Source organism: Vibrio wakamikoensis, from assembly GCF_050337275.1.
Lineage (GTDB): Bacteria > Pseudomonadota > Gammaproteobacteria > Enterobacterales > Vibrionaceae > Vibrio > Vibrio chaetopteri.
In genome coordinates this window covers 46,697-59,058 of record NZ_JAKJST010000035.1, presented here as the reverse complement: position 1 = coordinate 59,058, position 12,362 = coordinate 46,697, and the positions used below count along the sequence as shown (strand labels likewise).

At 45.7% G+C, this 12,362-nt stretch carries 13 protein-coding genes; 10 read left to right on the top strand and 3 right to left on the bottom strand.

The features are described from left to right. From L4C42_RS19985 to pyrF, 7 genes are all read left to right on the top strand, one after another. Positions 1-318 (top strand): MBL fold metallo-hydrolase (locus L4C42_RS19985; protein ID WP_429761660.1); only part of this gene is annotated, 318 nt, incomplete at its 5' end. Positions 319-805: 487 nt separating this feature from the next. Continuing rightward, on the top strand, positions 806-1,486 hold the full coding sequence (gene cmk, locus L4C42_RS19980) for a (d)CMP kinase (RefSeq protein ID WP_112478152.1): 681 nt from the start codon (positions 806-808) through the stop codon (positions 1,484-1,486). A gap of 120 nt (positions 1,487-1,606) precedes the next feature. Beyond that, positions 1,607-3,277, top strand: a complete 1,671-nt coding sequence (rpsA, locus tag L4C42_RS19975) for a 30S ribosomal protein S1 (protein WP_353498312.1) — start codon at positions 1,607-1,609, stop codon at positions 3,275-3,277. Between the two features lie 195 nt (positions 3,278-3,472). Further along, positions 3,473-3,757 carry an integration host factor subunit beta gene (ihfB, locus tag L4C42_RS19970; protein ID WP_237484779.1) on the top strand — a complete coding sequence of 95 codons (285 nt, stop codon included), beginning with the start codon at positions 3,473-3,475 and terminating at the stop codon, positions 3,755-3,757. Positions 3,758-3,964: 207 nt separating this feature from the next. Then, positions 3,965-4,246 (top strand): LapA family protein, encoded by a 282-nt coding sequence (locus L4C42_RS19965; protein ID WP_112461991.1) that lies wholly within the window; start codon positions 3,965-3,967, stop codon positions 4,244-4,246. Positions 4,247-4,276: 30 nt separating this feature from the next. After that, positions 4,277-5,446, top strand: coding sequence for a lipopolysaccharide assembly protein LapB (lapB, locus tag L4C42_RS19960; RefSeq protein ID WP_353498313.1), 1,170 nt, complete (start codon positions 4,277-4,279; stop codon positions 5,444-5,446). Between the two features lie 69 nt (positions 5,447-5,515). Continuing rightward, positions 5,516-6,211, top strand: coding sequence for an orotidine-5'-phosphate decarboxylase (gene pyrF / locus L4C42_RS19955; protein ID WP_429761659.1), 696 nt, complete (start codon positions 5,516-5,518; stop codon positions 6,209-6,211). Positions 6,212-6,298: 87 nt separating this feature from the next. On the opposite strand, the gene miaE is transcribed toward pyrF, so the two are convergent. Both miaE and L4C42_RS19945 read right to left on the bottom strand, forming a co-directional pair. Further along, on the bottom strand, positions 6,299-7,069 hold the full coding sequence (miaE, locus tag L4C42_RS19950; RefSeq protein WP_418641593.1) for a tRNA isopentenyl-2-thiomethyl-A-37 hydroxylase MiaE: 771 nt from the start codon (positions 7,067-7,069) through the stop codon (positions 6,299-6,301). Positions 7,070-7,125: 56 nt separating this feature from the next. After that, complete coding sequence (locus L4C42_RS19945; protein WP_353498315.1) at positions 7,126-7,887, bottom strand: DNA repair protein; 762 nt, start codon at positions 7,885-7,887, stop codon at positions 7,126-7,128. A gap of 262 nt (positions 7,888-8,149) precedes the next feature. On the opposite strand from L4C42_RS19945, the gene cysB reads away from it, so the two are divergent. Further along, positions 8,150-9,124 carry an HTH-type transcriptional regulator CysB gene (gene cysB, locus L4C42_RS19940; protein WP_353498316.1) on the top strand — a complete coding sequence of 325 codons (975 nt, stop codon included), beginning with the start codon at positions 8,150-8,152 and terminating at the stop codon, positions 9,122-9,124. A 77-nt stretch (positions 9,125-9,201) separates the two neighbouring features. Next, positions 9,202-10,398: a methyltransferase gene (locus L4C42_RS19935; protein ID WP_418641592.1), complete on the top strand. Its 1,197-nt coding sequence runs from the start codon at positions 9,202-9,204 to the stop codon at positions 10,396-10,398. Between the two features lie 94 nt (positions 10,399-10,492). Here the strand turns inward: L4C42_RS19935 and ald are convergent, their stop codons facing one another. Next, positions 10,493-11,617: an alanine dehydrogenase gene (ald, locus tag L4C42_RS19930; protein ID WP_353498318.1), complete on the bottom strand. Its 1,125-nt coding sequence runs from the start codon at positions 11,615-11,617 to the stop codon at positions 10,493-10,495. 156 nt (positions 11,618-11,773) lie between these two features. Between ald and lrp the strand changes: the two genes are divergently transcribed. Next, entirely contained in the window at positions 11,774-12,268 is a 495-nt protein-coding gene (gene lrp / locus L4C42_RS19925) for a leucine-responsive transcriptional regulator Lrp (protein ID WP_004734558.1), read from the top strand. The last annotated feature ends 94 nt before the right edge of the window (positions 12,269-12,362 follow it).

The following is a 12,362-nucleotide window of genomic DNA, read 5'->3' as shown; positions in this document are numbered from 1 at the left end:
GGCCCTTTTGATGTGACGTTAATGGAAAACGGTGCTTACAATAGTTTATGGCAGTTTGTACACTTGTTCCCGAAACAGACTGTGCAAGCCCATCGCGATCTTCAGGGGCATTATTTAGTCCCAATACATAACACTACATTTAACTTAAGCAATCATGCGTGGTTTGAACCACTCGAGAAGATAGAACAAGAGGCACGGTCTCATCAGGTAGAACTCGTCACTCCCATGTTCGGCGAAGTGATGACACTGAGTACGATGAATGAATTTACACAGCGTTGGTGGAAGGCGTATCTGCCGGGCACTCCATCTGCGCTGTAAGCTTTAAGAAATGCTTCAACGAGACCTATATGACAACAACACTAACCATCAAAAGCATTGCTAGCTCGTAAAGGGGCAAAAATCAGTTAGCGATTCAGTCCCTTTCAGACCTGACTCATCCGAAAATGACCAACCTTCATGACCTTCTTACAGCAATATTCACCAGCCCTCATCCATCATCAGCTCAAAAACGGAATTTGTGTTTCTCGATATGTTGCTAGGCAATCTAGGCGCTTGTGGGGGACTCTATAGTTTGTGTCATTTGTCGGAGCAGTACCAAAAAGGTGACTATAGTGGGTACACTTTGCAGCTCGACGTGGCTGAGCGGCGCTACCGAAGTGTTTTGCTTATAGGATGGTCTCAGTAATCAATAGATTGCATGAGAACATAGAGTCAAACTAGCAAAGACATAGCAACTTAAGGCTATAGGGTATATAATTCTGCGCCGTAAAATTAACAACAATAATGTGACAACGTGGAGTAGAACATGTCCTTAAACACACCAGTGATTACTGTGGATGGACCAAGTGGTGCTGGTAAAGGCACACTGTGTATGCTGTTGGCTGAAAAATTAGGCTATCACTTGCTGGATTCAGGGGCTATTTACCGCGTTTTAGCATTAGCGGCGATTCACCACGGAGTAGATCTAGAATCAGAAGATGCTTTGGTACCGCTAGCGATGCATTTAGATGTACAGTTTGTTGCTGAAGGCGAACTGGTAAAAGTGATTCTGGAAGGGGAAGATGTGTCTGGCGAGCTTCGTAAAGAAGAAACCGGCAATGCAGCTTCCAAAATAGCGGCACTGCCACGCGTACGTGAAGCATTATTGCGTCGTCAACGTGCATTTAACATTGAACCTGGATTGGTTGCTGATGGCCGTGATATGGGCACAGTGGTTTTTCCTGAAGCACCTGTAAAAATCTTCTTAGACGCAAGTGCGCAGGAAAGAGCGCAAAGGCGTTTTAAGCAGTTGCAACTAAAGGGTTTAGATGTTAGATTTGACGACCTTTTGAGCGAGATCGAAGAACGAGACTACCGAGATCGCAACCGAGCGGTTGCCCCTCTTCGTCCGGCTGATGACGCTCTTGTGCTAGATTCAACCTCGCTAAACATCGAGCAAGTGTTGGAAAAAGCGCTACAATATATCGAATCTAAACTCACTAAGTAGCCTTTAATAGGCACTGACTTGGTGGGCTTTGAGCTGTTGGTCGCAAGGATGATGACCGACTAAATTATCAACCCCATGCGGTAGGATGCCCATGGACGTTTACTTATTGAAGATTAAATAATGACTGAATCTTTTGCTCAACTCTTTGAAGAGTTTCTAAACGAAACAGAATTCCAACAAGGCAGCATCGTTAAAGGTACTGTAGTAGCTATCGAGAACGGTTACGTTCTTGTTGACGCTGGTCTTAAGTCTGAGTCTGCTATCCCTGCTGAACAGTTCAAGAACGCTGCTGGCGAACTTGAAGTTGAAGTTGGCGCTGAAGTTGACGTAGCTCTAGACGCTGTTGAAGACGGTTTCGGTGAAACTCAACTTTCTCGTGAGAAAGCGAAGCGTCACGAAGCTTGGATCGTTCTTGAGAAAGCTTACGAAGAAGCTGAAACTGTTGTTGGTATCATCAACGGTAAAGTTAAAGGCGGTTTCACTGTTGAACTAAACGGTATCCGTGCTTTCCTTCCTGGTTCTCTTGTTGACGTACGTCCTATCCGTGACACTGCTCACCTAGAAAACAAAGAGCTAGAGTTCAAAGTTATCAAGCTAGACCAGAAGCGTAACAACGTTGTTGTTTCTCGTCGTGCTGTTATCGAATCTGAAAACAGTGTTGAGCGTGACGAACTTCTTGAAACTCTACAAGAAGGTACTGAAGTTAAAGGTATCGTTAAGAACCTTACTGACTACGGTGCATTCGTTGACCTTGGCGGTGTTGATGGTCTTCTACACATCACTGACATGGCGTGGAAGCGCGTTAAGCACCCATCTGAGATCGTTAACGTTGGTGACGAGATCCTAGTTAAAGTTCTTAAGTTCGACCGTGAGCGTACTCGCGTATCACTAGGTCTTAAGCAACTAGGCGAAGATCCATGGGTAGCAATTGCTAAGCGTTACCCAGAAGGTCACAAGCTAACTGGTCGTGTTACTAACCTAACTGACTACGGCTGCTTCGTTGAAATCGAAGAAGGCGTTGAAGGTCTAGTACACGTTTCAGAAATGGATTGGACTAACAAGAACATCCACCCATCTAAAGTTGTTAATGTTGGCGACGAAGTTGAGGTTATGGTTCTTGATATCGACGAAGAACGTCGTCGTATCTCTCTAGGTCTGAAACAGTGTAAAGCTAACCCATGGCAGTCATTCGCTGAAATGCAAGCTAAGGGCGACAAAGTTACTGGTAAGATCAAGTCTATCACTGACTTTGGTATCTTCATCGGTCTAGAAGGCGGCATCGACGGTCTAGTTCACCTATCTGACATTTCTTGGAATGTTGCTGGTGAAGAAGCAGTTCGTGAGTACAAGAAAGGTGACGAGATCTCTGCAGTTGTTCTAGCAGTAGACGCTGAGCGTGAGCGTATCTCTCTAGGCGTTAAGCAAATGGAAAATGACCCATTCAATGCTTACGTTGCAGACACTAAGAAAGGTACTCTAGTAAACGGTACTGTTACTGCAGTTGATGCTAAAGGTGCTACTATCGAGCTAGAAGAAGGTGTAGAAGGTTACATCCGCGCTTCTGAAGTATCACGTGACCGTATCGAAGATGCGTCTCTAATCCTAAGCGTTGGCGACAGCGTTGAAGCGAAGTTCACCGGTGTTGACCGTAAGAACCGCGTAATCAACCTATCTATCAAAGCTAAAGATGAAGCTGACGAGCAAGAAGCAATGGCTTCACTGAACAAGCAAGAAGAAGGCGCGTTCGGTAATGCTATGGCTGATGCATTCAAAGCTGCTAAAGGCGAATAATTTACGCCATTAGTGAAAAAGGAGCCGTAAGGCTCCTTTTTTTTGTTTTTATCTTTGCGAAATTTAGACTATTATCAATTTATACAGGCAGTTAGTGCATTGTTGATGTAGAATATATGTAGACCGCTGTCCGCTGTAGTATGAGACATCGAAGATAGAGACACTAAAGATTAAGAGTAACGAGGGTAACTACCTATGACTAAGTCTGAACTGATAGAAAGACTCTGCGCGGAGCAAACTCACTTATCCGCAAAGGAAATTGAAGATGCGGTAAAAGATATTTTGGAACATATGGCCTCTACACTGGAAAGTGGGGACCGTATTGAGATCCGCGGTTTTGGTAGTTTCTCGCTTCACTACCGTGAGCCACGAGTTGGGCGTAATCCTAAAACAGGCGATAAAGTGGAGCTAGAAGGTAAGTACGTACCACACTTTAAGCCAGGTAAAGAGCTTCGTGAGCGTGTGAACGAAAGTCTATAGAGCTTCTATCTTGATGAAACGGCATACTTTTTTAGTGTGCCGTTTTACGTTTAGGCGAGCGGCTTTGATGAGCTTCAATTGCTTGGATAAAGAATAGGCTAGTTGCTCTAAATATCACTTAGATTATCAAGATAATTGCCTTAGACCATGGTGCGCTGAGGCAAATTCCTGCATAATCGAGCTATCCAATAACTATGGCACGAGCATATGAAGATTCTAAAAATAATTGTACTCATCGCATTGTTCCTGGTAACCCTAGCTCTGGGTTCTCAAAACCAGGAAGTGGTAACCTTCAACTACTTGTTAGCGCAAGGTGACTTCCATCTCTCGACGCTGCTAGGCAGTGTATTCGTGGTTGGCTTCGTGGTTGCTTGGTTAATTTTTGGTAGCTTACACCTGAAGTCTCAAATGACAGTGCGTAAGCTAAAGAAGCAGCTGGCTAAACAGACGCCTTCTGAATCAAAAGAAGTCGCGACTACCAGCAATTAATGAGATAAAGGGTTAAGGTCGATTTAATTAATGCTTGAGCTATTATTCTTGCTTTTGCCTATCGCGGCGGCCTACGGTTGGTACATGGGCCAGCGCAGTGCTAAGCATGATCGCCAAGAGCAATCGCATCAGATCTCTCGTCAATACATGACGGGCCTTAACCTATTGTTGTCAGATCAGTCAGACAAAGCGGTCGATCACTTTATTGAGCTTCTTCAGGTCGACAACGAAACGATTGATACCCACCTTGCTCTCGGCAACCTATTCCGTTCTCGCGGTGAAGTTGACCGTGCTATCCGTATTCACCAAAACCTCATTTCTCGATCAGGACTTACCATCGATCAGAAAAACCTCGCTTTGCAGCAGCTAGCAAAAGACTACATGGTGTCTGGTTTTCTAGACCGAGCAGAGAAGATCTTTGTTCAACTGGTCGATGAGCCCGAACATCGCGAAGCAGCATTAACTCAGCTGCTTGCTATCTATCAGCAAACGAGTGAGTGGCATAAGGCGATCGAGGTTGCGAATGCGCTGCTGAAAATGGGCAAAAAGCGTATTAGAAACAGTATCGCCCACTTTTGGTGTGAGCTTGCCATGATCGAGAAGGCCGATGGCAATACCAACAAGGCTATTCAGAACTTTAAGAAAGCACTGGCCGTGGATCCTCGTTGTACTCGAGCGAGTATTTCATTGGGTAAACTCTGTCTTGAAGACGAAGATTATCCAAAAACCATTTCCTACATGGAGTCGGTGCTCGAGCAAGATAAAGATTTTATTAGTGAAGTTTTACCTACTTTAGCAGAGTGTTATCACCACCTTGGCCAAGAACAAGGTTTGGTCGAGTTTCTAAGAGCCAGCATCGATAAAGGGGCAGGGGTCTCTGCAGAATTGATGCTTGCTCAGCTTGTTGCCCAGCATGACGGCACAGAGGCCGCACAAGCGCTATTAACGAGGCAGTTGGTGCGCAGCCCTACAATGAAGGGCTTCTATCGTTTGATGGATTATCACCTTGCCAACGCTGAAGAAGGCAGAGCGAAAGAGAGTTTGACGACGTTGCAATCTCTGGTAGGTGAGCAGCTAAAGACAAAGCCGCATTATCGATGTCGTAAATGTGGTTTCTCGACGCATTCATTATATTGGCATTGTCCTTCATGTAAGGGATGGGGTACGATCAAGCCCATTCGAGGGTTGGACGGCGAGTAGCCAAGACCAAAACAGATTTGTAATGCAGCACTTAGGTGCTGCTTTTTTTGAGTAAAACGAGGAGCGAAAATGATTGACCAAAAAGTGATTGTTGCACTGGATTATGATAACCAAGCCGATGCATTAGCTTTTGTCGATAGAATTGACCCAAGTTCTTGCCGACTGAAGGTGGGCAAAGAGATGTTCACACTATTTGGTCCTGAGTTCGTTCGAGAGCTACACAAGCGTGGCTTCTCAGTATTTCTAGATCTTAAGTTTCATGACATTCCTAACACCTGCTCGAAAGCCGTTCGCGCTGCAGCGGAAATGGGTGTTTGGATGGTAAACGTTCACGCTGGTGGCGGCGAGCGCATGATGACAGCATCTTGCGAGATCTTAGAGCCTTACGGTAAAGATCGTCCGTTACTGATTGGTGTAACGGTGCTGACTAGCATGGAGCAGTCTGATCTAGCGGGTATCGGTATTGATGTAGCACCTCAAGAACAAGTACTTCGCTTAGCGAATCTAACAAAGAATGCCGGCCTTGATGGTGTGGTTTGTTCGGCGCAAGAAGCAAGCATGCTTAAAACAGAGCTAGGTACAGAGTTCAAGTTGGTGACGCCAGGTATTCGCCCTGCAGGCGCTGCAGTGGGCGATCAAAAGCGTATCATGACGCCAGATATGGCAATCCAAGCCGGTTCTGACTATCTCGTGATTGGCCGCCCAATCACTCAAGCTGAGGATCCTGCTAAGGTTCTTGCTGAGATCAATGCTTCTTTAAGCTAATCGCCTCTCTAGGTTAAATGCCTCTCTACGTTAATCGATAGAGTAAAACTAAAAATGCCAGAGCTTAACAGCTCTGGCATTGTTGTATTAAGCGGGTATACCGCTGTGAAACTTAAAGTCGGTATCTGGCGAGGAAATCAGCTCAGCTTCCACCTTACCTAAGTAAGCAACTCTTTCACTGATGTCTTTGCCTGCCACTTGCTCTGCCAACGTCAAGTAGTCTTGATAGTGACGAGCTTCAGAGCGAAGCAGGGACACGTAAAACTTCGCGATATCATCGTCCATAAACGGCGCAAGTTTGGCAAAACGCTCACAAGAGCGTGCTTCGATATAAGCCCCAATGATCAGTTTGTCGATAAGTGTGTTGGGTTCATGCGTTATCATGTGGCTAAGCAGCCCCTTAGCATAGCGACTTGCCGGTATTGGCTCATAGGCAATACCTTTCTTTTCCATGATTTCCAACACTTGATAGAAGTGATGCAACTCTTCTTTGATCAGTAGAACCATTTTGTCGATCAAATCTTGGCTATAAGGTGAATCAGACTTAGCAATGATCGACTTAGAAATATTACTTTTGCCCTTCAAAGAAGCCATGTCACCAATACGGCGATACGCAAAGTCTTCATAGGGCTTGAACCATTCAAACAGTGCTGAGCTGCTCTGTTTATCAACGGCATACTTGCGAATTAAGTACATTGCGGATTGGCCGGCTTTAAGCTCACACAATAGGTGATCAATAAGGATCACTGGTAGGTTTTCTGGGCGTTTAGCCTCTTGCACCCAAGCATCTGGAGTCGAGCAGTGCAGAAATTGATTGATGGGTTCTAAAATGGTGTCGATTTGAGAGGGACTGATCATGGCTAATTTCGTTGTTGTTGAATTAAAAAAGGCCGCGCTTGCGACCTTGGTTAACTCTACCACTTTTTCTTCTCACCAAACAGAGCATTGATGTCGTCGTCTCGCTCGCTGTTGGCTTGTTGCTGTTTCTCCTCAGCCTTGGCTTGGCGAGAGTTTTGCAGCTTGTCGAGCATCTCGGTGAGCTTCTCTTTGGCTTGAATGGAGTAGTTGTCGTTCTTCGAGCTTAGCGCATCGATCCCTTTTTTCAGCAGCTGTGCCGCCGTACCAGGCTGTCCTTTGGCCATAGAATCATGAGCACGTTTGACGACGTTCTCAATGTTGATGCGGATCTGGATCGTTTCAAGGCGCGCATTTTCAACCATATAAGATTGGGTATCCATACGTCCTTTGTTGTGTTCAGTGCGAACGGTATCGCGCAGGCGTTTGACCAGTTTCAACATAATGATCGCTTGCTTGTCGCTGGTTGGCACTTTGAACGATGTGGCTTCACTGCCTTCGTAGTTTTCTTGCAGTTGCTGAATTTGTGTCTTTGCGGCCTCGACGCGTTGCACTAAGTGTTTGTTCTTAGGATCCAACTCATGCATATTCGTAACGGCATCTAAAATGCGGTTATGAAGACATAGCATTAGTTCTTTGCTGTATGGCAAGTAGCTCGCACCACTGATCAGTTCTTCAGTGGCATCAATCAAGGCAACATATCTGGCCGACTCTTGCCTTCTAGTGGCTTCGGCTTTTAGTTTGTATTGCAGCATGATGTTGTAGCCCAGTACCAAAACCAGCAAAAGGGCGACGAGCGCAATAATTAAACCAATATTCATAACGTTTTGTATCTACAGTGAGTTTCCCTACAGTCTAATGGGACAGGATACACCAAAGGCTAACTGACCAACACTGCAAAGTTGTTGAATTGGTCATAATCCGAGGAAAACGTGGAAACTTTCTGAGCGGGTTTGAGAGGTAGAACAATTCCTATCCAAAAAAACTGTTAATCTGTTTAGTAATTCGTTATAACTATTGATTATATGCTTAGGCTGGCGGTGGTGAGCTGAGCCGAATTTTGACAAGGATGAAGACGAGCAGATGAAGTTACAGCAGTTAAAGTACATTGTCGAGGTGGTGAACCATAATCTAAATGTGTCCGCGACCGCAGAAAGTCTCTATACCTCTCAGCCTGGTATCAGTAAACAAGTCCGCTTGTTGGAGGACGAATTAGGGATCCAAATCTTTGAGCGCAGCGGTAAGCATTTAACTCAGGTGACCAATGCCGGCGAAGATATCGTTCGAATCTCTCAAGAAATTCTGTCTCGAGTTGAAAGTATCAAAGCCGTAGCAGGGGAACATACTCATCCTGAAATGGGTACATTGAACATTTCAACCACGCACACGCAGGCGCGCTACGCGCTCCCTGAAGTCATCAAAGGGTTTACAGCTCGTTACCCGAAAGTATCGCTGCACATGCATCAGGGCACGCCATCGCAAATGTCAGAAGCCATTGCGAAAGGCACTGCAAACTTTGCTATCGCAACGGAAGCGCTGCACCTTTACCAAGACGCGATCATGCTACCCTGTTATCACTGGAACCGCTCTATTGTGGTACCCAAAGACCATCCACTTGCACTAAAAGACCGCGTAACGATTGAAGATCTCGCGGCCTATTCTTTGGTGACCTACGTGTTTGGCTTTACTGGACGTTCAGAGCTAGATACGGCATTTAACAAAGTAGGACTGACACCAAAAGTTGTCTTTACAGCAACGGATGCCGATGTAATCAAGACGTATGTACGTATGGGTATCGGTGTTGGCGTTATTGCCAGTATGGCGATGGATGACTCTCAAGATACGGACCTTGTTGCTATTGACGCTAGCCATATCTTTGGAGCGAGCACCACTAGCATTGGGTTTAGAAAAGGCACCTTCTTGCGCTCGTACATGTACGACTTTATGGAGCGATTTGCGCCTCATTTAACCCGTCCAGTGGTGGAACAGGCGATATCACTTAAGTCGAACACCGAAATTGAAGAGATGTTCAGAGATATCGAATTGCCGATTCGATAACACAAAGTACTTTTGTTAGTACTCACTTCCCCCTACAATCCATGCAGTTTCGCATTGCCTGAAGAATAGGGGGAAATGTGCGCCAGCAATTTGACCAACTTACCGCCATACTCAAAGCCTACCAAGATTATTGGCGGCATGATCCCTTTATTCAAATAGTCAGTGGTCAGCTTCCTTGGCAATCACAGCATCCAGCCTTATCTGAGTGGCTTTCTGAATGCTCCCCAGAACACATCCAAACCTTGAAGCAGTCTCCGTTACAGTGCGCAGAGGCGCTTAGCCCGTTCATACCCGAGTTACATGCGCTTCAACAGGCTGCCGTGATTGATTCGATCGGCGAAGCTTCCCATTTAACTCTTCCCCGTGGCCTCGATTCTGGCGTACCAGGGCGCAAGCTTGAACAAATTCGCCAAATGGGTTCTGCATGCATCAATAACCATCATGGTAGCGAGTGGTTAGAGTGGTGCTCTGGTAAAGGTTTTCTTGGGCGTATTCTTTCCTCTCAAACTGAGCAGAAGGTGACGAGCTTTGAATATCAGCAAGCCCTTTGTGACGCTGGGCAGCATGAAGCTAACAGACGTGGTTTAAGCATGCAGTTCGTACAAGGTGATGCATTTGATGAGAGTTCTAAGCAGGTATTCAATGCCAATCAACATGCGGTTGCATTGCATGCGTGTGGTGATCTGCATGTCACGCTGATTCATCATGCTATAGGTGCTAGGCTTCCAGCACTCACTTTGTCACCTTGTTGCTATCACTTAATTCAAGACGAACAATACCAACCTCTATCTGAGCTAGGTAGGCAAGCCGAACTGTCATTAACAAAGCAAGAGCTACGTATTCCCCTTCAGGAAACCGTCACAGGTGGTGAACGCGTGAAACGTCACAGAGAGCAAGAGATGGTGTTTAGGCTTGGCTTTGATGCGCTCTGTCAGCAAAATCAGGTTACTGAGGGATATGAGCCGGTACCGAGTATCAAAAAGTCGCAGCTTTCTGATGGATTTGAGCATTTTTGTCATTGGGCAGCAGCGCAGAAGTCACTCACTATACCCCAGGTTGATTTCGAGCATTTTGAGCGGGTTGGGCAGGCGCGTTTTTGGAAGATGGAAGCGCTGAGCTTGGTGCAAAGTGTGTTTCGTCGTCCGCTTGAGGTGTGGCTAGCGCTGGACAAAGCCTTGTATTTGAAGTCTCACGGCTATCAGGTGAGCTTGTCGACTTTTTGCGATACTGCCACTACTCCGCGTAACATACTGCTGCACGCGTTTAAGTCATAGCGTCAGATAAGTTAAGCGTAAAACGCAGGCACAAAAAAACGGGCAATAAGCCCGTTTTTCAATTTGGATGTCGTTCTTTGTGGTTAAAGACCTATTAGTTGAACATCGCAATAGCCGTTGCTGGCTCAACGTATTCAAGGTCAAAGCTTTCAGCCACTTCTTTACACGTTACTTTACCGTGAATCACGTTTAGACCATCTAGGAAGCCTTTATCTTCAGTAAGTGCTTGCTGGTAGCCTTTGTTCGCGAGCTTGATGATGTAAGGTAGCGTCGCGTTGTTCAGTGCAAACGTAGAAGTACGAGCAACCGCACCAGGCATGTTAGCGACACAGTAGTGAACCACTTCATCAACAATGTAAGTTGGCTCTGCGTGAGTTGTCGCGTGAGAAGTTTCGAAGCAACCGCCTTGGTCGATAGCAACGTCAACCACTGCCGCACCTGGCTTCATCTTCGCGATGTGTTCTTTGGTGACGAGCTTAGGTGCAGCAGCACCTGGGACTAAAACAGCGCCGATTACGAGATCTGCTTCTAGAACATGCTTCTCAAGTGCGTCTTCTGTAGAATAAACAACTTTTGCGCGACCCTGGAATTCTTCATCCAAAACGCGTAATGTATCAATATTGCGGTCGAGGATTGTGACGTCTGCACGCATACCAACAGCCATGCGAGCAGCGTTAGAGCCAACTACACCGCCACCAACGACGACGACTTTCGCCGGTTCAACACCTGGTACACCACCAAGTAGTAGACCACGTCCACCATTGGACTTTTCGAGTGTTTGTGCACCAGCCTGTATAGACATTCGCCCAGCGACCTCTGACATTGGTGCTAGTAGTGGCAAACGACCCATATTATCTGTTACAGTCTCATAGGCAATGCAGACAGCTTTGCTTTTGATTAGCTCTTCAGTTTGTGGAAAATCTGGTGCTAGATGGAGATACGTGAATAAAATTTGTCCTTCACGTAGCATAGCACGCTCGACAGCTTGGGGTTCTTTGACCTTTACAATCATCTCTGCTTTCGCGAAGACGTCTGCAGCGGTAGGAAGAATGGATGCGCCTACAGCGATGTAATCATCGTCTGAAAAACCGATACCGGTGCCAGCTTGAGTTTCAATGTAAACTTCGTGGCCGTGTGAGATTAGTTCTCTAACGCTCGCCGGAACCATACCAACTCGGTACTCGTGGTTTTTAATCTCTTTAGGTACGCCAATTATCATCCTGACTCCTCATTATAATGTGGTTGTATTAACTGTTTGTAGGGTGTTATTGTCGAATTAATGTCTAGTATAGAAGCTAATACACAAAATTTGATACTGTATATTACAGAGTTGTAGTATATTTTTTTGCAAGGAAGTAACAAGGTGGAATAAAAAATGGCAGACAACTATAAGAAGCCGTCCAAGGAACTAGACCGTATCGATCGCAACATCCTCAATGAGTTGCAAAAAGATGGTCGTATTTCAAACGTCGAACTCTCAAAACGTGTAGGGTTATCGCCTACACCATGTCTAGAGCGTGTACGTCGTTTGGAGAGACAGGGTTATATTACGGGCTACACCGCACTCTTAAATCCGCAGTACTTAGATGCTTCACTACTTGTATTCGTAGAGATTACATTGAACCGTGGAGCGCCAGATGTATTTGAACAGTTCAATACAGCGGTACAGAAGTTAGACGATATTCAAGAATGTCACCTAGTATCAGGTGATTTCGACTATCTTTTGAAAACAAGGGTGTCGGATATGGGCGCATATCGTAAACTCTTAGGGGATACTTTGCTTCGCCTTCCTGGTGTGAATGACACGCGAACCTATGTGGTTATGGAAGAAGTGAAACAAACTAACCAGCTTGTGATTAAAACGCGCTAGAGACGGCGTTTCCAAGTCTGACAAGAAGTTGACTAAAGTTATGATAAAGCATGCTTTATTCTCGAGTCAGATTGGGTTTTAATCCTCATTGTGG